Origin of the sequence: Litorivicinus lipolyticus (genome assembly GCF_009650135.1) — a bacterium.
Lineage (GTDB): Bacteria > Pseudomonadota > Gammaproteobacteria > Pseudomonadales > Litorivicinaceae > Litorivicinus > Litorivicinus lipolyticus.
This window is the reverse complement of record NZ_CP045871.1, coordinates 717,313-741,699: the sequence shown is the minus strand read 5'-3', so window position 1 is coordinate 741,699 and position 24,387 is coordinate 717,313. Positions and strand designations below refer to the sequence as shown.

Genomic DNA, 24,387 nt, shown 5'->3' with positions numbered 1-24,387 from the left:
TGACGTTACAGCGGTCTATCCAGCAGTTCCAGAACGGTCTGGTTCAGCTGAGCGATCGCGTCGAATCCAACCGTCAGACTAACACGCGGCCCTTGGGTCACGATGCCCGTGACCTGTTTGGTCTCGGACGCCTGCTGGATGGTATTTAGACTTAGGTCATCGACCACGCTAAACCCAACTGAAGCTAAACGCTCGGCCGCGTCGTCACCCCAGTTCTGATTTCCCAACGCCGTCACACGCAGCGCCATGCCATGGAAGGTCGGCACGACAATATCGCCCCAACTCAGCTGATACGGCATCAGCCCACTCAGCTCGGCAATACCGTCCGCCGTGCCGCCCTGGACCGACAAATCAAAGGCAATGTCGCCCTCGTCCTTGCCCTGCCCATTCAGCATTTTCGCGGTTTCCTTAGCCAGGCGTTCAACGCCGGACTTGCCCAATCGACTGACCGGCGATAACGCGGTTAAATCGGCCGACAAAATGCGCTCGGTACCCAATGCCTGCAGTACCCGCAACGCGACCATTTGCGCCGGCGGCAACAGCCGCACGACCTCGCCCGGTGCCGGGGTCTCGTCGTTCCACCAGCGCGTTCCGGCCTGGCCGGATAAATCCAACAGCACGCCATTGGCCGGCGCTTCAACCACCACGCCCGCCGGCATCGCATTGATCACCCAGGTGTACTGACCCGGCTGGAAAGCGGCAATGTCTTTGACACTGTATTCGCCGCGACCGGCGCTGACGGCTTCACCGTCGCTGGCCGCCGTGGCAAACACGTCAAGCTCGTAACCGGCGTCGGACAATGCCGCCACCAGTGCGCCGCCGGCAACGCCGCGGCCTAAAATCGCAACCTTCATTGCGCGTCCAACACGATATTCAGTGCACGGCGCAGCGGCTCAGCCGCACCCCACAGCAGCTGGTCACCGACGGTAAAGGCATTCAGATACTCACCGCCCATATTGGTTTTACGCAAACGGCCGACCGGGATATCCAGCGTGCCCGTTGCGCGCACCGGCGTCAGCCGCTGCATCGTTGTTTCTTTGTCGTTCGGCACCACGTCGACCCACGGGTTCGAGTCGGCCAGGATCTGGTTGATCTCGTCCATCGGCACGTCGGCATTCAGTTTGATCAGCAGCGCCTGGGAGTGGCAACGCAGGGCGCCTACACGAACACAGGTGCCGTCGACCGGAATCATGGAGGCGGTGCGCAAAATCTTGTTGCACTCGGCTTGGGCTTTCCATTCCTCGCGGCTTTGACCGTTGTCCAACTGCGAATCGATGTACGGGATCAAGCTGCCGGCCAACGGCGCACCAAACATGTCGGCCGGGAAATCGGCACTGCGCTGGGTTTCGGCAACCTTGCGGTCAATGTCCAAAATCGCGCTGGCTGGGTTATCCAGTTCTTCGGCGACGACGCTGCGCAGGTAACCCATGCCGGTCAACAATTCACGCATGTGACGGGCACCACCACCCGATGCTGCCTGGTAAGTTTGGGCGCTGACCCAGTCGACCATGCCGGCGTTGAACAGGCCACCAACCGCCATCAGCATCAACGACACCGTGCAGTTACCACCGATCAGGTCGCGCGTGCCGTTAGCAATACCGTCTTTGATCACGCTCAGGTTGACCGGGTCCAGCACGATGATGCTGTCGTCGTTCATTCGCAGGCTCGAGGCCGCGTCAATCCAGTAACCCGTCCAGCCACTGGCGCGCAACTTCGGGTGAATCGCACTGGTGTAGTCGCCGCCCTGACAGGTCAGGATAACGTCCATTGTTGCCAGCGCCGCGACGTCATTGGCGTCCAGTAAATTCGGCTCGGCCGAATCACTAGGGGCCGCTTGGCCGGCCTGCGATGTGGTGAAGAAAACCGCTTCAATGCGTTTAAAGTCGCCCGACTCGCGCATCCGGTCCATCAAGACCGAACCGACCATGCCACGCCAACCTACTAATCCTACTCGCATTTCTTTGTCCTCTTACTGTGCTTGCAACGCGGCGATAACGGCATCGCCCATGGCTTGGGTGCCAATCACGGTTTCACCGGTGGCGGCAATATCGCCGGTCCGGTGGTCCGCCGCCAATACCGATTGAACGGCTCGCTCCAGGCGATCCGCGGCATCAATTTGACCCAATGAATGACGCAACATCATAGCGACTGACAACAAAGTCGCCAGCGGGTTTGCCTGATCGGTGCCGGCAATATCCGGGGCGCTGCCGTGCACCGGCTCGTACATGCCCTTGCCGTTCACATCCAACGACGCCGACGGCAGCATGCCGATCGACCCGGTCAGCATCGCCGCACAGTCCGACAAAATGTCGCCAAACATATTGCCGGTGACAATGACGTCAAATTGCTTGGGGTTGCGCACTAACTGCATCGCGGCGTTATCGACGTACATGTGCGACAACTCAACCTCGGGGTATTCGGCAGCCAACCGGGTCATCACTTCGCGCCACAGCACGGTCACTTCCAGCACGTTGGCCTTGTCGACACTGCACAATTTTTTACCGCGCTTCATGGCAGTTTCAAATGCAACCCGGCCGACGCGTTCGATTTCCGGCTCGCTGTAGACGTAGGTGTTGAAACCGGTACGCACGCCGTTGCGCTCTTCGACGCCACGCGGCTGACCAAAATAGATGCCGCCGGTCAATTCGCGCACGATCAAAATATCCAAACCGGCGACGATTTCAGCTTTTAGCGAACTGGCATCGGCCAGTTCAGGGTACAAAATCGCCGGGCGCAGATTAGCGAACAAATCCAATTCCGCGCGCAGTCCCAGCAGGCCTTTTTCCGGGCGCTGGGCCATCGGTAGGCTGTCCCACTGCGGACCACCGACGGCGCCAAGCAAGATGGCGTCGGCTTCACGTGCGGCCTTCAAGGTGGCATCCGGCAGCGGTTCGCCAGTCGCTTCAATGGCCGCGCCGCCGACCAGGGCCTCGCTCAATTCCAAATCCAAATCCGCGTGATCAATCATCCAATCCAGCACACGGGCGGCTTGGGCGGTCACTTCGGGGCCGATGCCGTCACCGGGCAATAACAATACTTCTTGGCTCATGATCAATCCTTATTCGCTGGGGAACATCCAGGGCGTTACCTGGCGTCGTTGTGTTTCGTAGGCGCGTATCGCGTCGCTGTGATCCAAAGTCAGGCCGATTTCGTCCAACCCTTTCAACAGGCACTCGCGGCGGAACTCGTCCAATTCAAAATCAAAGCACAGCTCGCCGGCGCGCACTTGCATGGCCTCGACGTCGACCGTGACCTGGGCGCCGTCATTGGCCTCGACATAGCTAAACAGTGCGTCGACTTGGTCGATCGGCAAGGTCACCGGCAAAAAGCCGTTTTTAAAGCTGTTGTTGTAAAAAATGTCGGCAAAGCTGGGGGCAATGACGGCCCGAAAGCCGTATTCCATCAGCGCCCAGGGCGCGTGTTCACGGCTGGAACCGCAGCCAAAGTTTTGCCGTGCCAGCAAAACCGTGGCGCCTTGGTAGCGCGCGTGGTTCAGCACAAAGTCCGGGTTAACCCGACGGGTCGAGTGATCCATGCCGGGCTCGCCGGCGTCCAGGTAACGCCAGTCATCAAACAAGCTGACGCCGAACCCGGTGCGGTAAATCGACTTCAAGTACTGCTTTGGAATGATCTGGTCGGTGTCGACATTGGCTTTGTCCAACGGCGCGGCCAACCCGGTGTGGCTAATAAACTGTTGCATGCTTAAAACTCCCGTACGTCAACAAAGTGGCCGGCAATCGCCGCGGCGGCGGCCATCGCGGGGCTGACCAAGTGGGTGCGTCCGCCGGCGCCTTGACGGCCTTCAAAGTTACGATTCGAGGTCGAGGCGCAGTGCTCGCCGCTGCCCAATTTGTCCGCGTTCATCGCCAGGCACATCGAGCAGCCCGGGTCGCGCCACTCGAAACCGGCGGCGACAAAGATTTTGTCCAGCCCTTCGGCTTCGGCCTGGGCTTTGACCAGCCCAGAGCCAGGCACGACCATGGCTTGCTTGATGCTGTCGGCGACCTGATTGCCGCGCGCGACGTCAGCCGCCGCACGCAAGTCTTCGATGCGGCTGTTGGTGCACGACCCAATAAACACACGGTCTAAATAAATGTCCGTGATCGCCTGCTCGGCGTGCAACCCCATGTAGACCAATGCCCGTTCAATGCCGGATTTTTTGATCGGGTCGGCTTCGGCGTCGGGGTTGGGGACGAATTCGCTGATCCCGACCACCATTTCAGGGCTGGTGCCCCAACTCACCTGCGGCTCGATCGCGGCAGCGTCCAATTCAACCACGGCGTCAAACACCGCGTCCGCATCCGACGTCAGCGTGCGCCAGTAGTCAACGGCTGCGTCCCATTGTTGGCCCGTCGGGCTGAAGGGGCGGCCTTTGAAGTAGTCGATGGTGGACTGGTCAACCGCGACCATGCCGGCGCGCGCGCCCGCTTCGATCGCCATATTACAGACCGTCATGCGGCCTTCGATCGACAGCGATTCAATCGCGCTGCCGGCAAATTCCACCGCATACCCGGTGCCACCGGCGGTGCCGATTTTGGCGATAATCGCCAACACCACGTCTTTGGCGGTGATGCCGCGGCCCAACACGCCGTCGACCCGAATCAGCATGTTTTTCATCTTTTTGGCGACCAAGCACTGGGTCGCCAGCACGTGCTCAACTTCGCTGGTGCCGATGCCGTGGGCCAGCGCCCCGAAGGCGCCGTGGGTCGATGTGTGCGAATCGCCACAAACCACAGTCATGCCCGGCAAGGTCGCGCCCTGCTCCGGCCCCATGACGTGGACGATGCCTTGGCGCGGGTCGTTCATGCTAAAGGTCACGATACCGGCGGCGGCGGTGTTGGCCTCCAATGTCTCGACTTGTAAACGGCTGGTCGGGTCTTCGATCGCGCTAACACCGGCGATCTGGTTTTTGGTCGGCACGTTGTGATCGACCGTGGCGACGTTGGCATCGACACGCCACGGCGCGCGATTGGCCAGTTTCAAGCCTTCGAAGGCCTGCGGGCTGGTCACTTCGTGCAGCAACTGGCGGTCTATGTAAATCAGCGCACTGCCGTCGTCGCGTTGGGTGACGACGTGGGCATCCCACAATTTGTCATACAGCGTTTTAGCCATCGGGCATTCTCCTGTGTTGTGTCGCTATTCTAGAGCCGGGCATGAATTGCCACAAATTATCTTTTCAATTAAGTTGATAACCTATGGTTATTGATATCAGCAATTTGCTCGCCTTCGCCGCGGTCGCCGATTGGCCGCGCATGGCCGACGCCGCCGATCACCTGAATCTGTCGCAACCGGCGGTCAGCAAACGCCTGTCCGAGCTGGAACGACGGCTGGGCTATCCACTGTTTGACCGGGTTAATCGCGAGTTGGTGCTAACCGAGGCTGGCCGGTTGCTGTTGGCCGAGTCACGTGGGCTGTTGGCCGAGCACGCACGCCTTGAACGCTTCGCCCGCGCGATGGCGGACGGCGAGAAGGGTCAACTGCGCTTGGCGACATCCCACCACATTGGTCTGCATCACCTGCCGCCGGTGTTGCGCGCCTATCGCAAGGCCCACTCCGGGGTCGAACCGCGCATCCAATTTTTGGATTCCGAGGCCGCCCACGAGGCGGTCAGTCGCGGCGACGTCGACCTAGCACTGGTGACCTTGGACCCGAGCTGGACCGGTCGCTTGGCCAGCACACAGCTGTGGCACGATGATCTGTGCGGCTTCGTCGATCAAAGCCACCCGCTGGCCGGCGGCGGTGACCCCGCCGAGCACATGGCCATTTTGCCCGAGCGCGGAACCTATACCCGGGACCTGATCGAGGCCAGCCTGCCGTTTCGATTGCATCAGGTGTTGCCCACCAACTATCTGGAAACCATCGGCGCCATGATCGATGCCGGCCTGGGGTGGTCGGTGCTGCCGGCCGGACTGCAACGTGACAACTGGGCGCGCTTACCCTTGCCACCGATGGCGCGTGAACTGGGGGTGATTTACGACCCGAAACGCCATTTGGGTGCTAGTGCGCGCGGCTTTCTTGCGGCGCTCGATTCAGCTGCCAATACAGCAACATAAAGCCTATCGTCGCCACCACCGTCGCCACCATAAACGCCAGCTGGCCGCCGCCGGATTGGTACAGGTAACCGCTGACGGGCGCGCCGATCATGTTGGCCAGGCCAAAGCCCAGCGTCGAATACAGCGCAATCCCTCGCCCCAGTTGGCGGCGCGGGAACTGTTGACGTAAAAACTCCATGGCGCCAGCGTGGAACACGCCAAAGGTAATACCGTGCAACATCGACGCAAAAACCATCAACCCAAGTGACTCGATGCCCCAGGCAATCAACGGCCAGCGCAGCATCGCCACCGCCAATGCCAACAACATCAGCCGGCCCGGCGCGTAGCGCGCCAGGCGATGGCTGTTGAACACCAAAATCACCACCTCGATGACCACACCCAAGCCCCACAGGCTGCCGGCGATCCATTGCGAGTGGCCGTTTTGCATGGCGTAGAGGGTGAAAAATACGTTCAGCGGCGCGGTCGATACTTTGATCAAAAAGGCCGCGACCAAAAACGACAGCACCGCGGGTGCCATCACCATGGCAACAAAGCCGGTCGCCGGCGCCGCGTCGTCGACTTTTACCAGGCGTCCGGGGACCGTCAAGCTGACCGCCGCCAACACCACCACCAGCGCCAACATGCCCCAGGGCCAATGCCCAATAGGGAACCATTCGAACCAGTAACCGCTAGCGAAGGCCATGACCACGAAACCGGCGCTGCCCAGGCCGCGAATACGGGGGTACCAAACGCGGCCGTCGTCACCCAGGTGCTCGAAAGTGACGGCGTCGAATTGCGACAAAATCGCGTCCCAGAAAAAGCTGAAGGTGCACAGCACCGCCGCCAGGGTCCAAAAGCTGGACACGAATGGCAGCCATAGGATGCTGGCGACGCACAGGCAGGCGCCGAGGCGAACAATCCAAATACGCTGGTGCATGTGATCGCCAATCCAGCCCCACAGCAAGGGGCTAACGACCTTGAGGCCACCGGCCATGCCCAACAACCAACCGATGTCGGTCGGCGATAGGCCGAGGGATGAGAAATACGGCGCCTGCCACGCGATCATGATCGCGATGACGCCGAAATACAGGGCGTAGAACAGCGACAGGCGCGCGAGTGGCGCCCCGCTCACGCTTCGATATTCGGCGTGGTGACCTGTACGTGTCCGTTTTGGCCGCGTTGGCGCAGCGCATGGTCCAACAGCACAATCGCCAACATGGCCTCGGCGATCGGGGTCGCACGCACGCCAACACAGGGGTCGTGGCGACCGGTGGTGATGACCTCGGCCGGGTTGCCATTGACGTCAATGGTGTCGCCGGGAATTTGGATCGAGCTGGTTGGCTTTAATGCCAAGCGCGCGACGATCTGTTGGCCGGACGAGATACCGCCCAGCACACCGCCGGAATGGTTGGTCTTAAAACCCTCGGGGGTTAACTCATCGCGGTGTTCGCTGCCTTTTTGGGCGACCACATCAAAGCCGTCACCCAAGCTGACGCCCTTGACCGCGTTGATGCCCATCAAGGCATGCGCGATGTCGGCATCCAAGCGGTCAAACACCGGCTCGCCCCACCCCGGCGGCACGCCATCGGCGACCACCATCAGTTCGGCACCGATCGAGTCTTTGTCTTTGCGGGTTTGCACCATCAGTGCTTCCAGCGCCGGCACCACGTCCGGATCCGGGCAAAAGAACGGGTTTTGATTGACCGCGTCCCAGTCTTTGAGCTCGGCGCGAATGTCGCCAATCCGGGTCAGGCAACCGCGCACCGTGACGCCGAACAGTTGTTTCAGCGCGGCCTTGGCAATTGCGCCGGCGGCGACCCGCATCGCCGTTTCGCGGGCGCTGGAGCGGCCACCCCCGCGGTAATCGCGCAGGCCGTATTTGTGCTGGTAGGCGTAGTCAGCGTGAGCCGGGCGAAAGGTCTCGGCAATTTTCGAGTAGTCCTTGCTGCGCTGGTCCATGTTTTCGATCAGCAAGCCAATCGAGGTGCCGGTGGTTTTGCCCTCAAACAGGCCCGACAGGATCCGCACCAAGTCATCTTCACGGCGCTGGGTGACGTGCTTGGAGGTGCCCGGCTTGCGCCGATCCAGGTCAACTTGAATGTCTTCCAAGCTGACTTCGATGCCCGCCGGCACGCCGTCGACAATGCACGACAGCGCAGGCCCGTGGCTTTCGCCCGCGGTGGTGACAGTAAACAGACGACCCAGCGTATTACCCGACATATCAATCCTTACGTTTTAAGGCGCGCAGTATAGCCCGTCGCGCACAACCTTGGCATCCACCACGAACACGCCGCCATCGCCTTCCAATTCCGGCCAGGTAAAGCCCATGCGCGGATAGGCCGCTTCCAGCGCCGGCCAAGAATTGCCAACTTCGCCGACCAAAATCGCGTCAATCGCCATCACGCCTGGCAACTCCTTAAAGATGCGACGCCAATGATCCAGCCCGTCGCTGCCCGAAGCCAAGGCCATGTCCGGCTCGTGCAGGTATTCGGCCGGCAACTCGTCCATGTCGCGCTGGTCCACATAGGGCGGGTTACAGATCACCAAATCGAAGGGGCCGTAGCTTTTGAGTCCGTCGAGCAGGTCCGACTGAACCACCTTAACGCGGCCGCTCAGGTCGTAAAATTCGGTGTTGCGGCGCGCCACCGCCAGTGCCGGTTCGGAAATGTCCGCCAACACCACCTCGGCCTCCGGCCAGACCTGAGCCGCCAACAAACCCAGACAGCCCGACCCGGTGCACAAATCCAAAATTCGGTGCGGCGGGCGCGCTAACCAAGGCTCGATTTCGTCAACCAACAATTCACCGATCGGCGAGCGCGGTATCAAGGTGTCCGCGTTGACTTCGAATACCAAGCCATGAAACAGGGCCTTACCCAGCAAATACGGGGTCGGCACCTTGTCATCGACGCGCTGGTCAATGCGCGCCACCAGCCGTTCGCGCTCGGCCATGGTCAGGTTGGCGTCCAGCAACCGGTCGTCACCTTCCAAATCCAGGTTGAGTGACCCAAACACCAGCGCGATGGCTTCGTCCCAGGCGGTGTCGGTGCCGTGGCCGTACCACAGTTCGTGCTCGCCAAAACGGGTTAGCGCGTAACGAATCACATCACGGATGTTGAACAATTGGTCGGCCGGACGCATGGTAGTTCCTATGGTAAAACCACAGTGTAACGGGGGATTGGACAGATGTCCGACACGCATAGCTTCGAAGATTTGCTGAAGGCCGAGGACAACGCCCCCATTGTGCCGGTCAAAACCGTCAAGGCCGATGTCGGCACCGCCCCGGTCGACCGCGAGGCGCTGGTGCGCGCCCGGCGCTTGGCCGAAAAAGGCAACGATTTGGACTTTGGCGGTTTCAGCACCCAGGAGCCGCCGATGATTGCCGCAGACGCCCTATTGGAATGGACCCGCGAGGGCTTTGGTCGGCTTAAAACCCAGTTCGACCGTGACCGCTTCAACCCCGACTACCGCTTGGATTTGCACGGCCGCACGGTCGAGCAATCGGCTATGGAAGTGCACCGCATGTTGGAACGCGCCCGACGTTACCGCTGGCAGCGCTTGCAGATTGTGCATGGCATTGGCCGGCGCAGTGCCGAGGGCAAACCGCTGTTGAAGTCGTATGTGAACCGGTGGCTGCGTGAGGTCGACGACATCATCGCTTTTGCCAGCGCGCGCAAGCGCGACGGCGGCCATGGCGCGGTCAATGTGCTGACCCGCGGGGCCGTCAGCGACCGTTGGCCGGAAGTCTGAGTTAGTCAATCATCCTTGAAAATCTACAAGCCACACGTAGATTTTCAAGGTGAGCGGACTACTTCTTCTTTTTCTTGACGAAGCTCATCATGCGGCGTTTGCGCTGAACCTGGCGCTGGGTCAACTCGTTCTTGTTGCCCTCATACGGGTTCGACTTGCCCTTGAACTCCAACACAATCGGCGTGCCCTTAATCTTAAGGATCTTGCGGAAGGTGTTTTCCAGATAGCGCTGCCATGTCGCCGGCACCGACGTACCGAAGTTGCCGTGCACGATAAAGCGCGGCGGATTGGCGCCACCCTGGTGGACCATGCGCGCTTTAACGCGGCGGCCTTGGGCCAGCGGCGGTGGGTGCGCGACTTGGGCGTCCATCACCAGCTCGGTCAAGCGCTTGGTCGGCCAACGCGTGGTGGCGCAGTTAAAGGCCTCTTCGATGCTCTTGAACAGCTCGCCAACACCGGTGCCGTGCAGCGCCGACACGAAGTGCTGGCGTGCCCAGGGAACAAACACCATGCGCCGGTCCAATTCGACCTTGATACTGTCGCGGTGGTCCTTGCTCAGGCCATCCCACTTGTTGATCGCAATGACCAGCGCGCGGCCCTGCTCTAACACCGTGCCAATCAAGTGCAGGTCCTGTTCGACCAGACCTTCCTGGGCGTCCATCACCAGCACCACGACGTTGGCTTCTTCGATGCTTTGTAGGGTTTTGACAATCGAGAATTTCTCGACGGTTTCATCGACCCGGCCGCGGCGACGGACACCGGCGGTGTCGATCAGCGTATAAGGCGTTCCATGACGTTCAAATTGAATTTCGATGCTGTCACGGGTGGTGCCGGGCTCGTCGAATACGACCACGCGCTCCTCGCCCAATATCCGGTTGACCATGGTCGATTTACCGACGTTGGGGCGGCCCACAAAGGCGATGCGAATACCATGCTCGACGCGGTCTGCGTCTTCGATTTCCGGCGGCAATGCCGGCAATACTGCCTCGTCCAACAGCGCATTGACGTTACGTCCATGGCTGGCGGCAATCGGCCAGGGCTCGCCCAAGCCCAGGGCAAAGAACTCGTTAATCACGGTTTCGTGGTTCAAACCGTCAATTTTGTTACACACCAACACGTAAGGCTTGTCCGAGCGGCGCAACAGGTCAGCAAAGGTGTGATCCGCGGCACTTAGGCCCAGACGCGCGTCGACAATAAAGACGACCAGATCCGCCTCGTGAATGGCGGCCATGGACTGTTTCGCCATTTCCGCATCGATGCCGACTTCGTCGCCACTGACACCGCCGGTATCGACCAGCATGCAGCGGCGACCGCGCAATTCGGCGGTCGCATATTTACGGTCACGGGTCAGTCCGGGGTAATCCGCCACCAACGCATCACGCGATCGGGTCAAACGGTTAAACAGGGTCGATTTGCCGACGTTCGGTCGGCCAACCAGCGCAATGACAGGTAGCATGTTAGTTCAGTCCAATTCGGACCAGGCGACCTTGTGTGTCCATTGCCAACACATCATCGTCCAGAGATGACAACGAAATCGAACCACGCAACGTCGTGTTGGTGCGTCCAATGATTTCGCCGGTTTCGGTATTCAGGGTGTGGGCTACGCCCAGACTGTCCACCACGACTACGCCAGCTTCGGTGGCCAATGGGCCGCTGGGGTAGCGAAATTTTAGGGCCGGCTGACGCCAAACCACCTGACCGGTGCGCAACTCCAATGCAAACACCTGGCCTTCTAAATCAACGGCGTACAGATTGTCGCCGTCACTGTGCAGGGGCTTCAACGAGGTCACCTCGGATTCCCAGTACACCTGTCCGTTTTTCACCAACAGCGCCGTCGCGCCGGTTTTAGCGCCCGCCACCATGGCCAACTCTCCGGCAATCGCCGGATCCGCATCCAGGTCGGCCAGATCATCGCGGGCGTTGCCCAAGCGTCGACGCCAGGCATCCAAACCGTCGTCGGCCAATACCGCCATGACGTCGCCGGAGTCACGCGCGACCAAAAAGCCGCCTTGCAAGGTCGCCGCGCGCGCCTGGCCACGAAAGCCGAGGCTGGGTGAGTCGCCGTCGCGTTGCCACAGCAACACGCCGTCATAGGCATAGGTGGCGAGGCTGCCGTCGCTGCCTTGAACCAAAATTCGATCGGTCGACACGCTCGGTGGGACCAACACTTCGCGCCCGGTGGCCACGCTGAATCCGCGCTCGCCATCGATGCTGGCGGCGTGCAGGTAACCGGCCACGTCAACCCAATACAGATTGCCGTAGGCTTCGCTGATACCGGCGCTGACGGCAGTGTCCAAGTCCAACGCCCAACTGACCTTGCCGGTGGTGGCGTCGATCGCTTTGACCGCATCACCGGCCGCGGCGTAAACCACACCGCCGGCCTGGTCGGCAACCAAGCGAGTGGCGTCGGCATCGTCGGCTTTTAAGGTCGTCGACCAGCGCACTTGCATGTTGACGCGGGTGTCCAACGACACCAGTTTTGTCGGCGACGGGCGTTCCGGCCCCGACGAGCAACCGACCAATGCAACCAGGGCCACAGCCAACAACACGCGCATATTAAACGTCCGCCAAATCGTCAAGTTTCAACTGCAGCAGGGGCAACTCGCCCGCTTGAGTCAACGCCTGTGCTTGGGCATAGGCTTGCTTGGCCGCGGCGCGATCGCCACTGGCCAACAGCGCGTCACCGCGCAATTCCAATGCGCGCCCTTGGTAGGCGGTGCTGAAGCTGTCGTCCAAGGTCGCCAATGCCGCCGCGTGGTCGCCTTGGCTGAGCTGGACGGTGGCCAGACGCAAACGCGCCTCGGCGCCGACCGGGTCGGTGACGGCAACGCCTGCGACCAAGCCTTGCAGTTGAACCGCCGCACCGTCCAGATCATCGGTCTCGACCAACGCTTTGGCGGCAAACAAGGTCGCCAAGCGCGCGTATTCGGTGTCCGCGTAGTTTTGCTGGACCAGCCCGGCCGCGTCCAACAGCTCGGCGGGTGTGCCGCCGTTGGCGGCGTTCAAGACGTTTTGGTAGGCACTGCTGCGCGCGGCGCCTGCCTCGACCTGTTGGTCCTGGTAGAACTCCCAACCAAAGGTGCCGGCGACGGCTAAACCGACCGCTGCCAGTACAAATTTGCCGTTCTCATCCCACCACTGTTTGATCGCGGCGATCTGTTCGTCTTCGTCACGTAATTCCACGCTAATTCCTACTTATCTAGTGCGGCCAGCGCATCGAGCCAGCCGTGTTGTGCAATGGTAATTTGTTCGCCCTGACCACGCAGGGGCTTGAGCGAGAGCTGGTTGTTGGCCTGCTCATCGTCGCCCAGTAACACTAACACGCGGGCCCCGCTGCGATCGGCCTTTTTCATCCGCGACTTGAAGCTGCCGCCGCCGTGCAGGACCGATATACGTTGCTCGCTGACGGCGCGCAGTTCCCGCGCCAGCTGACGGATACGCGTTTCACCCGCATCCGAGGTCGCCATCATAAAAACATCGGCGTCGCGTTGCAGATCGCCGGGGACCTGGTCCAGCGCCTCGATCAACAGCAGCACCCGTTCGACCCCCAGGGCAAATCCGACCCCGGGCGTCGGCTTGCCGCCGAGTTGTTCGACCAAGCCGTCGTAGCGACCGCCACCGCAAATGGTGCCCTGAGCGCCCAGGTGCTGGGTGGTCCATTCAAATACGGTGAGGTTGTAATAATCCAAGCCGCGGACCAAGCGTGGATTGACCCGGTACGCAATCCCGGCGTCATCCAGTCCGGCCTTGAGGGCGTCAAAATGGGCCCGCGATTGGTCGCCCAAAAAGTCCATCAACGTCGGTGCCGCGGCCAACAGCGCCTGAGTGTCCGGCGATTTGGAGTCCAGCACCCGCAGCGGGTTACTGTCGACACGGTTTTGCGAATCCGCATCCAGCGCATCGAAATTGGCGCGTAAAAATTCGACCAACTGATCGCGATAGGCGCGCCGCTCGTCGCTTTGACCCAGGGTATTAATTTCCAGCGTGACGCCATCCAAGATACCCAGTTCACGCCACAGCTCGGCGGTCATTTCGATCAACTCGATGTCGATGTCCGGGCCTTGCAGACCAAACACCTCGGCACCCATTTGGTGAAACTGGCGGTTGCGGCCCTTTTGCGGGCGCTCGTAACGGTACATGGGGCCTGCGTACCAGAACTTTTGAATCTGGTTGTACAGCAAGCCGTTTTCGATGCCTGCGCGAACCACGCCGGCGGTGCCCTCCGGGCGCAGCGCGAGTTTTTCGCCGCCGCGGTCTTCGAACACGTACATTTCTTTTTCGACGACGTCGGTAACTTCACCGATGGCGCGCGCGAACAACCCGACCGACTCGACAATCGGGGTGCGCACGGCGTCGTAGGCGTAGCGGCGCATCACCCGGCCATAGGCCTGGTCCAAGCGTCCCCACAAGCGTGCGTCCATGCCATGACTGTCGTACATGCCGCGTACGGCCTGAATTAATTTACTCATCCTTTGGCGATTACCTGTGCGTCCGCGGCCTGTTTATCGGCGACCTTTTGGCGAATTTCACGCTCCAAGGTATCCACCAAGTCTTCGTTTTTGACCTTGCCGGCCTTGTCGCCGCCCAGATACAGCATGTTCGCTGGGCTGGCGCCGGTCAGCCCAACGTCGACTTCTTTGGCTTCGCCCGGGCCGTTGACGATGCAGCCAATGACCGCGACATCCAACCGAGTCGAGACGTCTTCCAAGCGTTCTTCCAATTGGTTCATGGTTTTGATGACGTCGAAGTTCTGGCGTGAACAGCTGGGGCAGGCAATAAAGTTGATGCCGCGCGAGCGAATGCCCAACGACCGCAAAATATCGAAACCAACTTTGACTTCCTGAACCGGGTCCGCCGCCAACGACACCCGCAAGGTGTCGCCAATGCCCTCATTCAACAACATGCCCAAGCCGATTGCGCTTTTGACCGCGCCGCTGCGGAATCCGCCGGCTTCGGTGATGCCCAAGTGCAAGGGCTGTTCGATTTGACCGGCAATGGCGCGGTAGGCACCGACCGCCATGTGCACGTCCGACGCCTTCAAACTGACTTTGTAGTCCTGAAAATCCAGCGCATCCAAAATGTCGATGTGGCGCATCGCTGACTCGACCAGCGCTTCCGGGGTCGGCTCGCCGTATTTGCGCTGTAAGTCTTTTTCCAAACTGCCGGCGTTGACCCCAATTCGGATCGGAATGCCGTGGTCGCGAGCGCTTTGGACGACCGCGCGGACGCGGTCATCCCGGCCGATGTTACCCGGGTTAATGCGCAAACAATCGACGCCCAGTTCGGCCACACGCAAGGCAATTTTGTAGTCGAAATGAATGTCAGCAATCAGCGGCACGCTGACCTGTTGGCGTATTTTGCCAAAGGCCTCGGCCGCCTCCATGCTCGGCACGGACACGCGCACCAGATCGGCACCGGCCTCGACCACATCGTTAATCTGAGCCACAGTGGCGGCGACATCGCAGGTTTCGGTGTTGGTCATGGTCTGAACCGTGATCGGGGCATCACCGCCGACCTCGACGTTTCCAACTTTGATTTTGCGCGACACGCGCCGCGGTATGGTGTGCTGAAACTTCATGGGATTCTCAGGGTAAGCTGATACGGGCTACATTTTGACTGGCGCGCTCGGTTAGATCCAAGACGTTACCGTCAAACACCAGTTGCGTGGCTTTGACGCTGCCAACCAGCACGTCAAACGGGCCATCGCCGGCGAATTCAACGGCGTCACCCTTGGTTTTCAGGGCGCCCATCAACAGCGTCCCGCCTTCACGAACTTCAATCCAACTGTCGTCGCTAAAGCGCATGACCAAATTGTGTGCGGCCACCGCAGGCGTGTCGGTGTCGTCAGACACCACGGGCGCGCTCGCCTCGACCGCCGTTACCGCGACACTTTGGGCGCTGGCTTCGTTGATCGCGTCGTCCGGCAAGGGCGCGACCTCGACGTCGGGCAATGCCAACGACGGCTCGACTATCAGTGGTTCAAAGTCCGGTTCGGCTTCGACCGGCGGCACCGCACGGGTCGCGCTCTCGGACACCTCCGGCGGCGGCACCAACCAGTCGGCAATGGTGCCCACCACATCAAAGCGAATGATCAACAGCACCACAATCAGGCCAATCACGTAGGGCGCAAATTTGATGTAGCGCCGCACGGGGTGCTGGCGCAAGGGCGCAGACATGGCACCCGGCTCGGCCACGCTGACGGTTTGCATATTGCCACTGGCAACGCGCCAGCGGTTAAAGGGGTCCATCACGTCAGCATCGGTCAGGCCCAACGCTTTTTGGGTGTTCAACAGGTACCCGCGCACAAACGGCAGTCCGGGTAGGCTGTCGTAGTCGTTTGCCTCCAGCGCTTTAACAACGCTGGTGGTCACTTTGATGGCGGCGGCCAAATCGGCGACTGACAGCCCCGCGCCTTCACGGACCTGGGCAATACGTGCGCCCGGCAAGGTCGCGTCAGTGGTCAGGGTCGGCTCGTCACTCATGGCTTCCACTCCGTCCAGGCTTGATATTCCGGTGAATTGGCAAATTCATTGCGCAGCAGTAGCTCGTAACTACCTTGGCTGTTGCGATCGCCAATGGCGTCGGCAATGCGGATGCCTAACCACAGGCTGCGGGCATTGGGACGCGAATCACCCAAAAAGGCCCGATAGTAAAAGGCCGCGCTTTGAACATCGCCCTGGTCGTATTTGGCGCTGGCCAATTCCAAGCTGGGAAGTGGGCGGCTGCCATCCAGGCCATAGGCACGCTCAAACGCCACCACGGCGGGCGCGATTTGATCCATCCGCAAACGGCACACACCCAAGTTTTCAAAGGCCTGGGCGCGGTTGACGTACAGGGTGTCGGCGACGACCGCATCAAATTCGGCGCACGCCGCGTCCAATTGGTTTTGCTTAAACAGAAACGCCGCGTAGTTTTGGCGTCCGCGGGTAAAGTCCGCATTGACGCTCAACAGGCGACGGTAGGCGTCGCCGGCCAAGGCGGTGTCGCCCTGGCGTTCCAGCAACGCAGCCTGGGCCAACATCGCTTCAGGGTCGGCAGCGTCCAGTTCCAAGGCACGTTTCAACGGTTCAACGGCACGATCAAAATTGCCGTTATTGATGTAGCCCATGGCCAGCGTGGTGTGCGAGCGCACGCGCGACTCGCGTTGTTCGGCAGTCAGGTCCGAATCGGTGCTGGCGACACAACCACCCAAGGCCAAGGCCATTACCATCCAAACACTGCCAAACCGCATCACTGAACCTGTTGAAGTTTAATGTATCGCTCACTGCGCTTGGTGCGGTCCATAACCGTACCGACCAGCTGACCGCAGGCGGCGTCAATGTCGTCACCGCGGGTCGTGCGCACCGTGGTGATGATATTGGCATCGACCAGGCGTTTTTGGAACGCCAAAATAGCCGGACGCGGGCTGGTTTTGTAGTTCGTACCCGGGAAGGGGTTGAACGGAATCAAGTTGACCTTGCAGCGAATGCCGTGCTTTTTGATCAGGTTCGCCAAGTCGCGGGCCTGTTCGGGGCGGTCGTTAATCCCGTCCAGCATGGTGTATTCAAAGGTCACACTGCGGTTGTCCGGCAACGAATCCAGGTAACGCTGGGTCGCTGCCATCAGCGTCGCAATGTTGTATTTCTTGTTGATTGGGACCAGCTGGTTACGCAGCTCGTCATCCGGGGCGTGCAAACTAACGGCCAAACTGACATCGGTCAGCGTGCGCAGTTTATCCATCGCCGGCACCACGCCACTGGTGGACAGTGTGACCCGGCGTTTAGAAATCCCGTAGCCGTCGTCGTCCATCATCATGTGCATGGAGTCGACCACAGGATCGAAATTCAATAAGGGTTCGCCCATGCCCATCATGACCACGTTGGTCACCCGGCGCTCGGCGGTATCCAAGATCGGCAGCCCGTATGATTTCGCCGCGATCCAGACCTGGCCAATGATTTCGGCGGTCGACAGATTACGGTTAAAGCCTTGCTTGCCGGTGGAACAGAAACTGCAATCCAGCGAACAGCCGACCTGGGAGGACACGCACAGCGTGCCCCGGCGACCGTCCGGGATGTAAATCGTCTCGACGGCGTTACCACCGTCAAGTTTCAGCACGAACTTACGTGTGCCATCGCTGCTGTCCCCTTGGAACAGCACTTCCGGTGCACGAATTTCAGCCACCTCGGCTAAGCGCGCGCGCAGCGGCTTACCCAAGTTGGTCATCGCGTCGAAGTTATCGACGCCGTACTGGTGAATCCACTTAAAGATCTGGCGGGCGCGGAATTTCTTTTCGCCGAGGTGTTCCGCGACGAAATCGATCATCTGTGACTGGGTCAAGCCCAGCAAATTCACCCGCTCAGTCATTAGCGGCTGTGAACTTCCGTCGCGGCGAAGAAGTATGACACTTCGCGCGCGGCTGACGCCGGGCTGTCGCTGCCGTGAACGGCGTTGGCATCGATGCTTTCTGCGAAGTCAGCTCGGATGGTGCCGGCGTCGGCTTCTTTGGGGTTGGTGGCGCCCATCAGTTCGCGGTTGCGAGCAATGGCGTCTTCGCCTTCCAGGACCTGAACGACGACGGGGCCGGAGGTCATGAAGGCCACCAAATCACCGTAGAAAGGACGTTCAGCGTGTTCCGCGTAGAAACCGCCCGCTTCTTTGTCCGACAGGTGAGCCATTTTAGAGGCGACCACTTTGAGGCCAGCTTTTTCGAAACGGCTGACGATTTCACCAACAACGTTTTTGGCAACGGCGTCGGGCTTGATGATAGAGAGAGTGCGTTCTACGGCCATGGGATGCTCCTAAATGATTGGGCTAAAGTCTAAATGCCGCGCGATTATAGGGATAACACCCCGATCATTATAGGGCTAAACCGAAAAAGACTCGCCGCAGCCACATTCGCTGATGGCGTTGGCGTTGTTAAAACGCAACCCTCGGTTCAGGCCTTCGGTGACCATGTCGACCTCGACCGCGTCCATCATAGGGTAGGACAAGTCATCGACGAACACCGGCACGCCGTGAAAGTCCAGCGCGATGTCCTGCGCGGTCGGCTCACTGACGAAATCGACGATGTACATGTATCCGCTGCAGCCGCTGGGCTTGACGCCCAAACGGATGCCGCGCACGTCGGTTTTGGTTTGCAGCTGGCGGCTTAGGTGCTCGGCCGCTGCGGGGGTAACTGCCAGACTCATGCCCGGGCTCCTGTGGTTTGTGCGGCCAAGATTACACCCAATTGCGACAACACCGCGTCGATCTGTTGGGGGGTGGTGAACCGGCCAATACTGAAGCGTAGTGAAGACAGCGCCTGAATGCGAGTCAATCCCATTCCAAGCAGCACATGCGAGGGCGATAAATCCGCCGAATTGCACGCACTGCCGCTGGAGATCGCAACGTTCGGCAGCGCCGACATCAGCGTTTCCGCGTCGATGCCGTCAAATTGGGCGTTGATAATGGTGTCGCACGCACTGTCGCCATTAATGCCGACACCTAGGTCGTTAAGGCCGCGGGTCAGCTGGGATTTTAATGCCCGCAAACGGTCGCGTTCGTTGTCGCCCAATTGATCGACCAGTGCAAAGGCTTCGCCCATGCCAACAATTTGGTGGGTCGCAAGCGTGCCACTGCGCAGCCCACGTTCGTGCCCGCCGCCGTGAATCAAGGCGTCCAGTTGGCGCTCCAATCCGCGCTTCACAAACAGCGCGCCAATACCCTTGGGGCCGTAGGATTTGTGCGCACTGAGGCTAACCAGATCGGCACCCCAGGCGCGTAGATCAATCGGCGCCTTGCCCTTGGTTTGGGCGGCGTCGACGTGCAGCAACACAGACTCCGGCAACACGGCTTTGATCGCAGCGATTGGGCTTAGGCTGCCGACTTCGTTGTTCAGGTGCATCAGGCTGACCAAGACCGTGTCGTCGGACAGCGCCAGTTCGACCTGTTCGGGGCGCACGCAGCCGTCACTGTGCGGCGACAACAGTGTGACCCGGGCACCCTCGCGCTCCGCTTGCTTGAGCGTATCCAATACGGCCTTGTGTTCGATGGTGGAACTGATCACGTGAACCGGCCGCCCCGCCGCCATCGCGTGGCGCGTGACGCCCAAGATCGCCAGGTTATCGGCCTCGGTCGCCCCCGAGGTCCAGACCAGCTCGCGGGCGTCGCAGTGGATCGCGGCGGCAACCTGGCGGCGGGCCTTTTCGACCGCCTCGCGGGCGCGCCACCCAAAAGCGTGGGTGCTGGCGGGGTTGGCAAAGTTACCGTCCAATGTCATGGCGTCGGCCATGCGCGCCATCACCAGCGGATCGATCGGGGTGGTCGAGGCGTAGTCGAGGTAAATATCATTCATGCCTTTATTGTGGGGGTGAATGGGCCGCGTGCCAATAGGGGGTGATGCGAGCCACGGACGACGCGCAAAAAAAATAGACACGGACATGTCCAAAATGGATCAAAACCACCTGCAATAGACCCGTATATATCCATTAGAGGCATTTCTAGATGAAAGCCCTGCTGCTTGATGACACCGATGTAAGTCAAGCCTATGCCGATCACCTTCGCGGCTTGCGCAAACAAGCCAAGCTCTCGCGAGCCGCCATGGCCGAGCGAAGCTGTGTGCCGGCGGCGACCATCAAGAAGTTCGAGTTAACCGGCCAAATCTCGTTGCGCCAACTGCTGCTACTGTGGCAAACGCTCGACTCGCTTGACCGGCTTTACCAACTGACTCAACCCGCGAGCACCCACAGGACGCTACCCAACAGCATAGCGGAGGTGTTAAACGATGCGCTTTGAGCCTATTCGGACGCTGACGGTCACTCGCACCCTGAGCAATGGCGAGTCGGCCGCACCTTGATCGCGCGCCGACAGGAGAACTCAAGCCTTCTTCGTTAAAGGCGGCACGGTGAATAATGACGTCGACACGTCGTATCTCCAACGTCTTGGCTCAGATGTTTGGGTAACGGTGCCGGCGCACGCCTCGACCATTCGTGCCGCCGGCCAAGTGCCTGAAATCTCGCCCTAGCCCTTATCGCCCATTCCGCTGAACGCATCGGAATCCAGTTGCGGCAACTTGTCGTCACAAAAACTCGGATCCAACTTGCACAGTTGCTGGCCCATGGCGTCCATTTTCGACTCCATGGCATGGGTTTGATCCAACAGCGCCCGGATCGAGCGGGCCACGGGATCGGGCATTTCTTCGGTCACGCCGTACATGTCAAAGCCGTGTTTTGACTGCATCGCCTCGCGAGCATCGTCGACTTCGCGGACCAATACGCGGCCGGGGATACCGGTCACCGTGGCACCCGGCGGCACCGCCTTGGTGACCACCGAGTTCGAGCCGATACGCGCGCCCTGCCCGACCGTGAACGGCCCCAATACTTTAGCGCCGGCGCCGATCACCACGCCGTCTTCCAAGGTCGGGTGACGCTTGCCCTTGTTCCAGGTCGTCCCGCCCAACGTGACGCCATGATAAATCGTGACGTCGTCGCCGATGATCGCAGTTTCACCGATCACGATGCCCATGCCGTGGTCGATGAAAAAACGCCGCCCAATGGTCGCGCCCGGGTGAATTTCAACGCCACTCAAAAAGCGCCCCACCCCTGACAGCATGCGCGCCACCACCGGCCAATTGGCGACGTACAGCCGATGGCTGACGCGATGGATCCAAATCGCGCGCATGCCCGGGTAACAGGTCAACACTTCCAACGTCGATTTAACAGCGGGATCGCGGTCAAAAACCGCGGCGATATCTTCTTTTAGTCGATTCAGCATGGCGCGCAGTTTAATCCCCTGCCTTGGCGCGTGCTACCCACTTGTCCAGGGTCGATAGCATGCCGCGCAAAATGTTGACCTCGATCTGGTCCAATTCGGCCCGGGCCAGCAACCGGCTGATCCGGGTCATCGCCGCCTTGGGGTTGTTCGGGTCCAAAAATTCAGCGTTCAGGTAGCTTTGTTGCCAATGCGTCACCAACCGCTCGAAATCCGCCTGGGTCGCGGGGGCTTCGTCCCAATCCCGGCGCCCCGCCGTTTGCCCGTCGTCACCCAGCGCCGCCATCCGCAGCTCGTAGGCCAACACTTGGACGGCACTGCCAAGGTTCAGGCTGCTGTAATCCGGGTTGGCCGGTATTTGGACCTGGGCGTTGCATTGCATCATCTGGTCGTTGGTCATGCCGATGTCTTCGCGGCCAAACACCACCGCAATCGACTGCGATGACGGCAACGCACGGGCGTGCTCGGCCATTTCCCGAGGCCTGAATAACGGCCAGGGCACGGTCCGCGTGCGATCCCCAGTACCCACCACAAAGTGGCAGTCGCCGATGGCTTGATCCAGCGTTTCGACCACCACGGCAGCGTCCAAAATGTCGTCGGCGTGGCTAGAACGGGCGACCGCAATGTCCGATGGGAAAATCTTGGGTTTGACCAACACCAGATGACGCAGCCCCATGGTTTTCATGGCACGAGCGGCGGCGCCAATGTTGCCCGGATGGGTCGTATGCAATAGCACCACGCGCACGCGGTCCAAGAATTCATCGGGGCTGTGGGGAGTGCTCATACCGGCTCGCTGTGTTTGAAGGCGCGCAGTTTATCACGCTCGGCGTAATTGGGATTCAGCCGCGGCTGACCGACCGCCCCCGTGCAACAGCCTAGCCTATAACCTTAGGTCTCAGAGGCGCACAATGACAAATAATACGACCAAAATTGGACTATTATCTAACCGCTCGTTACGCTTTTATCGGGAGTGCTCATCCGCACTTAAACTAAGATTGGAACGGCAGCTACAGGAGCTGGCAAACAGGTTGGATGCGGGCAAAGCGCTGTCGGGCGATCTAGCAAAACTTAGGCGGATACTGAAATGAACCCTGCAACGGTTGACGACGACACACAGGGTATCGGCCGAGCCACCGAACTTCACCGCGCGTTCCAGCGTCTGACACAGGTCGAAAAAGAAGCCTTCATGACGCTGATCGTGCGGCCAAGCAAACCGGCCGCTATGACCTGGCACGGTTATGATGAAGCCTTCGCCAGGCTGGACGACGAGTACATCTCGATCACCGAAGCTGCCGAGTATCTAGCCGTATCCGTCACCACACTTCGTCGCCACATCAAGGCGGGCAACCTGGTGACCGACAAACGGGTTGGACGCAACCGAATGTTCCGCATCGGCCAAGTCAAAACCTTTGACGCGGCGCGCAAGCAAACCAAAATCTAGACCGCGTTCGGCGCGCAAACACGCACACGAAATTCACCGTCGCCAGTGCGCAACGGCAATGCTAGACTAATCACATTCCGCGGCGGCCCCGCGGTTCGTTCTTTTCACAATTGACAGTCACAGGACAGCTATGACCCCAGCAGCGAATTTAGCATTGCGGGTTGCCCATCGCGTGGGCGACACCTTGGTGCGACAACTAGATCGAACCTTTCAAAAAAACGATGCCCCGTTGGACGACGCGGCGCTGGCGGAGTTCCGTGACTTCATTGTGGCCCTGGCCAAAGAAGAACTCAGCCAAGCACACCCCGGTGACACCGTCACCGCATCAATCAAAGACACCACCGACGGCTACAGCTGGCTGGTCAGCCTAAGTGGCGAAGACAGCCTGCGCCGCGGCCTACCCGAATTCAGCTTGGCGATCACGCGCTTTGAAAAAGGCAGCGCGGTCGGCGTCGCCATTTACAGCCCCATGCGCCAAGAGCAGTTCACCGCCGGCAAGGGCAGTGGCGCCGGGTTCCAAGGGCGTCGCGTGCGCGGCACCGGCATCACCCGTGCCGAAGGTGCCTATGGCGCCGTGTTTGGCGTCAACGCGCCCTTCCTGGCCGGCACACTGAGCACCGGGGACACCCTGCGTGATTTGGCCCTGGCGGCGACTAACCGCGTCGATCTGGCCATTGCCTACGACTTGGATGCCGAACTGAAAGCACCCTTGGCGCTGTTGTTCGCCGAAGCCGGCCATTTGATGGGCGATCGTGTTGGCGGCCCCTACCACGCCCAAGGTAGCGATTTGATCGCGGCACCGGCAAAATGCTTCCGTACCTTGATCCCTGAATTGAAGGCACTGAACGCATGAAAGCGCTAATTTCTACCCTAACCGCCGCGGTATTGTTGGCGGGCTGTTCCAGCACCGACGACCGCGACGCCTATGCCGGCTTGCCGGTCGCCAGTGACCCCGTAGGTGCCGTGGTTTATGTTGGCCGCGTGCGCGTTGGCACCACCCCCGTTAACATCCCCGACAGCGCCTGGGAGCGTGCCGGCGGCCGTGTCGGTAACGTGGGTATTCTGCGTTTGATCAGTCCGGGATGCCAATTGCGCACCGTGCCGGTGGATTTGGCCAAGTTCCAGAGCGACATCCAAGTTGGCATGAACTGCAATGGGGATGAGTCGTATCAGCCGTCGGATTTGGGATTTGTTGAATCGCGCAGCGTGGGTCAAATCGTGCGTGGTGAGGACAATCGCTTGAACGCCACAACCTTGGCTGAGTTACGGCGCGACGAGCTGCATGTGCTGTATGCGGAAAATCGTTTGGATGACGCGGCGTTTCGGGCATCGCTTCAAGCGCTTCGTTGAGTTAAGCGGTGACGCATTAAAAAGGCGGTGCTGATCAGCACCGCCTTTTTTGTGCCTGGCAGTTGCGTAAATGCCGGGCAAAGAAAAGCC

27 protein-coding genes are annotated in these 24,387 nt (G+C 60.2%); 6 read left to right on the top strand and 21 right to left on the bottom strand.

The window, feature by feature from the left end; genetic code table 11:
- Nucleotides 1–5 precede the first annotated feature (5 nt).
- The 5 genes from GH975_RS03780 to leuC are packed head-to-tail and all read right to left on the bottom strand — an operon-like array spanning nucleotide 6 to nucleotide 5,112.
- Nucleotides 6–854: an aspartate-semialdehyde dehydrogenase gene (locus GH975_RS03780; RefSeq protein WP_153713239.1), complete on the bottom strand. Its 849-nt coding sequence runs from the start codon at nucleotides 852–854 to the stop codon at nucleotides 6–8.
- Complete coding sequence (gene asd, locus GH975_RS03775) at nucleotides 851–1,957, bottom strand: aspartate-semialdehyde dehydrogenase (RefSeq protein ID WP_153713238.1); 1,107 nt, start codon at nucleotides 1,955–1,957, stop codon at nucleotides 851–853. The genes GH975_RS03780 and asd overlap by 4 nt, the downstream gene beginning before the upstream one ends.
- 12 nt (nucleotides 1,958–1,969) lie before the next feature.
- A complete protein-coding gene (gene leuB, locus GH975_RS03770) occupies nucleotides 1,970–3,049 on the bottom strand; it encodes a 3-isopropylmalate dehydrogenase (RefSeq protein ID WP_153713237.1) in 1,080 nt (359 codons plus the stop codon).
- Nucleotides 3,050–3,058: 9 nt separating this feature from the next.
- A complete protein-coding gene (leuD, locus tag GH975_RS03765) occupies nucleotides 3,059–3,700 on the bottom strand; it encodes a 3-isopropylmalate dehydratase small subunit (protein WP_153713236.1) in 642 nt (213 codons plus the stop codon).
- A gap of 2 nt (nucleotides 3,701–3,702) precedes the next feature.
- Nucleotides 3,703–5,112: a 3-isopropylmalate dehydratase large subunit gene (leuC, locus tag GH975_RS03760; protein ID WP_153713235.1), complete on the bottom strand. Its 1,410-nt coding sequence runs from the start codon at nucleotides 5,110–5,112 to the stop codon at nucleotides 3,703–3,705.
- An 83-nt stretch (nucleotides 5,113–5,195) separates the two neighbouring features.
- Here leuC and GH975_RS03755 point away from each other — a divergent pair, with 83 nt between their 5' ends.
- A complete protein-coding gene (locus GH975_RS03755) occupies nucleotides 5,196–6,053 on the top strand; it encodes a LysR family transcriptional regulator (RefSeq protein ID WP_153713234.1) in 858 nt (285 codons plus the stop codon).
- Here GH975_RS03755 and GH975_RS03750 read toward each other — a convergent pair.
- The 3 genes from GH975_RS03750 to prmB are packed head-to-tail and all read right to left on the bottom strand — an operon-like array spanning nucleotide 5,998 to nucleotide 9,170.
- Nucleotides 5,998–7,164 carry an MFS transporter gene (locus GH975_RS03750; RefSeq protein ID WP_153713233.1) on the bottom strand — a complete coding sequence of 389 codons (1,167 nt, stop codon included), beginning with the start codon at nucleotides 7,162–7,164 and terminating at the stop codon, nucleotides 5,998–6,000. The genes GH975_RS03755 and GH975_RS03750 overlap by 56 nt on opposite strands.
- Nucleotides 7,161–8,252 (bottom strand): chorismate synthase, encoded by a 1,092-nt coding sequence (aroC, locus tag GH975_RS03745; protein ID WP_153713232.1) that lies wholly within the window; start codon nucleotides 8,250–8,252, stop codon nucleotides 7,161–7,163. The genes GH975_RS03750 and aroC overlap by 4 nt, the downstream gene beginning before the upstream one ends.
- Nucleotides 8,253–8,267: 15 nt before the next feature.
- The gene (gene prmB, locus GH975_RS03740; RefSeq protein WP_153713231.1) at nucleotides 8,268–9,170 is read right to left on the bottom strand and encodes a 50S ribosomal protein L3 N(5)-glutamine methyltransferase; all 903 of its coding nucleotides are present in this window, start codon (nucleotides 9,168–9,170) and stop codon (nucleotides 8,268–8,270) included.
- A 45-nt stretch (nucleotides 9,171–9,215) separates the two neighbouring features.
- Between prmB and GH975_RS03735 the strand changes: the two genes are divergently transcribed.
- Complete coding sequence (locus tag GH975_RS03735; protein WP_153713230.1) at nucleotides 9,216–9,779, top strand: Smr/MutS family protein; 564 nt, start codon at nucleotides 9,216–9,218, stop codon at nucleotides 9,777–9,779.
- 58 nt (nucleotides 9,780–9,837) lie between these two features.
- Here the strand turns inward: GH975_RS03735 and der are convergent, their stop codons facing one another.
- The 11 genes from der to GH975_RS03680 form a co-directional block, all read right to left on the bottom strand.
- Nucleotides 9,838–11,235, bottom strand: a complete 1,398-nt coding sequence (der, locus tag GH975_RS03730; protein WP_153713229.1) for a ribosome biogenesis GTPase Der — start codon at nucleotides 11,233–11,235, stop codon at nucleotides 9,838–9,840.
- A gap of 1 nt (nucleotide 11,236) precedes the next feature.
- Nucleotides 11,237–12,334 carry an outer membrane protein assembly factor BamB family protein gene (locus GH975_RS03725; protein ID WP_153713228.1) on the bottom strand — a complete coding sequence of 366 codons (1,098 nt, stop codon included), beginning with the start codon at nucleotides 12,332–12,334 and terminating at the stop codon, nucleotides 11,237–11,239.
- Between the two features lies 1 nt (nucleotide 12,335).
- Nucleotides 12,336–12,962, bottom strand: a complete 627-nt coding sequence (locus GH975_RS03720; protein WP_170272527.1) for a YfgM family protein — start codon at nucleotides 12,960–12,962, stop codon at nucleotides 12,336–12,338.
- Nucleotides 12,963–12,970: 8 nt separating this feature from the next.
- Nucleotides 12,971–14,248 carry a histidine--tRNA ligase gene (gene hisS / locus GH975_RS03715; protein ID WP_153713226.1) on the bottom strand — a complete coding sequence of 426 codons (1,278 nt, stop codon included), beginning with the start codon at nucleotides 14,246–14,248 and terminating at the stop codon, nucleotides 12,971–12,973.
- On the bottom strand, nucleotides 14,245–15,357 hold the full coding sequence (ispG, locus tag GH975_RS03710) for a flavodoxin-dependent (E)-4-hydroxy-3-methylbut-2-enyl-diphosphate synthase (protein WP_153713225.1): 1,113 nt from the start codon (nucleotides 15,355–15,357) through the stop codon (nucleotides 14,245–14,247). Before ispG ends, hisS begins: the two co-directional genes overlap by 4 nt.
- Before the next feature lie 7 nt (nucleotides 15,358–15,364).
- Nucleotides 15,365–16,261, bottom strand: coding sequence for a RodZ domain-containing protein (locus tag GH975_RS03705; protein WP_153713224.1), 897 nt, complete (start codon nucleotides 16,259–16,261; stop codon nucleotides 15,365–15,367).
- Nucleotides 16,258–17,010, bottom strand: a complete 753-nt coding sequence (pilW, locus tag GH975_RS03700) for a type IV pilus biogenesis/stability protein PilW (protein WP_153713223.1) — start codon at nucleotides 17,008–17,010, stop codon at nucleotides 16,258–16,260. The genes GH975_RS03705 and pilW overlap by 4 nt, the downstream gene beginning before the upstream one ends.
- Nucleotides 17,010–18,122 (bottom strand): 23S rRNA (adenine(2503)-C(2))-methyltransferase RlmN, encoded by a 1,113-nt coding sequence (gene rlmN / locus GH975_RS03695; protein ID WP_153713222.1) that lies wholly within the window; start codon nucleotides 18,120–18,122, stop codon nucleotides 17,010–17,012. The genes pilW and rlmN overlap by 1 nt, the downstream gene beginning before the upstream one ends.
- A complete protein-coding gene (ndk, locus tag GH975_RS03690; protein ID WP_153713221.1) occupies nucleotides 18,122–18,547 on the bottom strand; it encodes a nucleoside-diphosphate kinase in 426 nt (141 codons plus the stop codon). The genes rlmN and ndk overlap by 1 nt, the downstream gene beginning before the upstream one ends.
- Nucleotides 18,548–18,622: 75 nt before the next feature.
- Nucleotides 18,623–18,946 (bottom strand): HesB/IscA family protein, encoded by a 324-nt coding sequence (locus GH975_RS03685; RefSeq protein WP_153713220.1) that lies wholly within the window; start codon nucleotides 18,944–18,946, stop codon nucleotides 18,623–18,625.
- Nucleotides 18,943–20,091 (bottom strand): cysteine desulfurase family protein, encoded by a 1,149-nt coding sequence (locus GH975_RS03680; protein WP_153713219.1) that lies wholly within the window; start codon nucleotides 20,089–20,091, stop codon nucleotides 18,943–18,945. The genes GH975_RS03685 and GH975_RS03680 overlap by 4 nt, the downstream gene beginning before the upstream one ends.
- Nucleotides 20,092–20,240: 149 nt before the next feature.
- Here GH975_RS03680 and GH975_RS03675 point away from each other — a divergent pair, with 149 nt between their 5' ends.
- Nucleotides 20,241–20,531, top strand: coding sequence for a helix-turn-helix domain-containing protein (locus GH975_RS03675; protein ID WP_153713218.1), 291 nt, complete (start codon nucleotides 20,241–20,243; stop codon nucleotides 20,529–20,531).
- Between the two features lie 225 nt (nucleotides 20,532–20,756).
- On the opposite strand, the gene cysE is transcribed toward GH975_RS03675, so the two are convergent.
- Together cysE and GH975_RS03665 are read right to left on the bottom strand one after the other, a co-directional pair.
- A complete protein-coding gene (cysE, locus tag GH975_RS03670; protein ID WP_153713217.1) occupies nucleotides 20,757–21,509 on the bottom strand; it encodes a serine O-acetyltransferase in 753 nt (250 codons plus the stop codon).
- A 10-nt stretch (nucleotides 21,510–21,519) separates the two neighbouring features.
- Nucleotides 21,520–22,290, bottom strand: coding sequence for an RNA methyltransferase (locus tag GH975_RS03665; RefSeq protein ID WP_153713216.1), 771 nt, complete (start codon nucleotides 22,288–22,290; stop codon nucleotides 21,520–21,522).
- A 300-nt stretch (nucleotides 22,291–22,590) separates the two neighbouring features.
- On the opposite strand from GH975_RS03665, the gene GH975_RS03660 reads away from it, so the two are divergent.
- The 3 genes from GH975_RS03660 to GH975_RS03650 all read left to right on the top strand — a co-directional run bounded on the left by GH975_RS03660 (nucleotide 22,591) and on the right by GH975_RS03650 (nucleotide 24,297).
- Nucleotides 22,591–22,947 carry a helix-turn-helix domain-containing protein gene (locus GH975_RS03660; protein WP_153713215.1) on the top strand — a complete coding sequence of 119 codons (357 nt, stop codon included), beginning with the start codon at nucleotides 22,591–22,593 and terminating at the stop codon, nucleotides 22,945–22,947.
- Nucleotides 22,948–23,077: 130 nt separating this feature from the next.
- Nucleotides 23,078–23,800, top strand: coding sequence for an inositol monophosphatase family protein (locus GH975_RS03655; protein WP_153713214.1), 723 nt, complete (start codon nucleotides 23,078–23,080; stop codon nucleotides 23,798–23,800).
- Nucleotides 23,797–24,297, top strand: a complete 501-nt coding sequence (locus GH975_RS03650; protein ID WP_153713213.1) for a hypothetical protein — start codon at nucleotides 23,797–23,799, stop codon at nucleotides 24,295–24,297. The genes GH975_RS03655 and GH975_RS03650 overlap by 4 nt, the downstream gene beginning before the upstream one ends.
- Nucleotides 24,298–24,387 lie beyond the last annotated feature (90 nt).

What these genes read in the sequence shown, in the direction of transcription:
- GH975_RS03685 (WP_153713220.1), bottom strand. Translation starts at nt 18,946, where the DNA reads ATGAGTCTGGCAGTTACCCCCGCAGCGGCCGAGCACCTAAGCCGCCAG.
- pilW (WP_153713223.1), bottom strand. Translation starts at nt 17,010, where the DNA reads ATGCGGTTTGGCAGTGTTTGGATGGTAATGGCCTTGGCCTTGGGTGGT.
- der (WP_153713229.1), bottom strand. Translation starts at nt 11,235, where the DNA reads ATGCTACCTGTCATTGCGCTGGTTGGCCGACCGAACGTCGGCAAATCG.
- hisS (WP_153713226.1), bottom strand. Translation starts at nt 14,248, where the DNA reads ATGAGTAAATTAATTCAGGCCGTACGCGGCATGTACGACAGTCATGGC.
- leuB (WP_153713237.1), bottom strand. Translation starts at nt 3,049, where the DNA reads ATGAGCCAAGAAGTATTGTTATTGCCCGGTGACGGCATCGGCCCCGAA.
- prmB (WP_153713231.1), bottom strand. Translation starts at nt 9,170, where the DNA reads ATGCGTCCGGCCGACCAATTGTTCAACATCCGTGATGTGATTCGTTAC.
- rlmN (WP_153713222.1), bottom strand. Translation starts at nt 18,122, where the DNA reads ATGACTGAGCGGGTGAATTTGCTGGGCTTGACCCAGTCACAGATGATC.
- GH975_RS03660 (WP_153713215.1), top strand. Translation starts at nt 22,591, where the DNA reads ATGAACCCTGCAACGGTTGACGACGACACACAGGGTATCGGCCGAGCC.
- GH975_RS03725 (WP_153713228.1), bottom strand. Translation starts at nt 12,334, where the DNA reads ATGCGCGTGTTGTTGGCTGTGGCCCTGGTTGCATTGGTCGGTTGCTCG.
- leuD (WP_153713236.1), bottom strand. Translation starts at nt 3,700, where the DNA reads ATGCAACAGTTTATTAGCCACACCGGGTTGGCCGCGCCGTTGGACAAA.
- GH975_RS03655 (WP_153713214.1), top strand. Translation starts at nt 23,078, where the DNA reads ATGACCCCAGCAGCGAATTTAGCATTGCGGGTTGCCCATCGCGTGGGC.
- GH975_RS03755 (WP_153713234.1), top strand. Translation starts at nt 5,196, where the DNA reads ATGGTTATTGATATCAGCAATTTGCTCGCCTTCGCCGCGGTCGCCGAT.
- cysE (WP_153713217.1), bottom strand. Translation starts at nt 21,509, where the DNA reads ATGCTGAATCGACTAAAAGAAGATATCGCCGCGGTTTTTGACCGCGAT.
- leuC (WP_153713235.1), bottom strand. Translation starts at nt 5,112, where the DNA reads ATGGCTAAAACGCTGTATGACAAATTGTGGGATGCCCACGTCGTCACC.
- GH975_RS03735 (WP_153713230.1), top strand. Translation starts at nt 9,216, where the DNA reads ATGTCCGACACGCATAGCTTCGAAGATTTGCTGAAGGCCGAGGACAAC.
- GH975_RS03780 (WP_153713239.1), bottom strand. Translation starts at nt 854, where the DNA reads ATGAAGGTTGCGATTTTAGGCCGCGGCGTTGCCGGCGGCGCACTGGTG.
- aroC (WP_153713232.1), bottom strand. Translation starts at nt 8,252, where the DNA reads ATGTCGGGTAATACGCTGGGTCGTCTGTTTACTGTCACCACCGCGGGC.
- GH975_RS03650 (WP_153713213.1), top strand. Translation starts at nt 23,797, where the DNA reads ATGAAAGCGCTAATTTCTACCCTAACCGCCGCGGTATTGTTGGCGGGC.
- ndk (WP_153713221.1), bottom strand. Translation starts at nt 18,547, where the DNA reads ATGGCCGTAGAACGCACTCTCTCTATCATCAAGCCCGACGCCGTTGCC.
- GH975_RS03680 (WP_153713219.1), bottom strand. Translation starts at nt 20,091, where the DNA reads ATGAATGATATTTACCTCGACTACGCCTCGACCACCCCGATCGATCCG.
- GH975_RS03675 (WP_153713218.1), top strand. Translation starts at nt 20,241, where the DNA reads ATGAAAGCCCTGCTGCTTGATGACACCGATGTAAGTCAAGCCTATGCC.
- asd (WP_153713238.1), bottom strand. Translation starts at nt 1,957, where the DNA reads ATGCGAGTAGGATTAGTAGGTTGGCGTGGCATGGTCGGTTCGGTCTTG.
- GH975_RS03705 (WP_153713224.1), bottom strand. Translation starts at nt 16,261, where the DNA reads ATGAGTGACGAGCCGACCCTGACCACTGACGCGACCTTGCCGGGCGCA.
- GH975_RS03665 (WP_153713216.1), bottom strand. Translation starts at nt 22,290, where the DNA reads ATGAGCACTCCCCACAGCCCCGATGAATTCTTGGACCGCGTGCGCGTG.
- ispG (WP_153713225.1), bottom strand. Translation starts at nt 15,357, where the DNA reads ATGAAGTTTCAGCACACCATACCGCGGCGCGTGTCGCGCAAAATCAAA.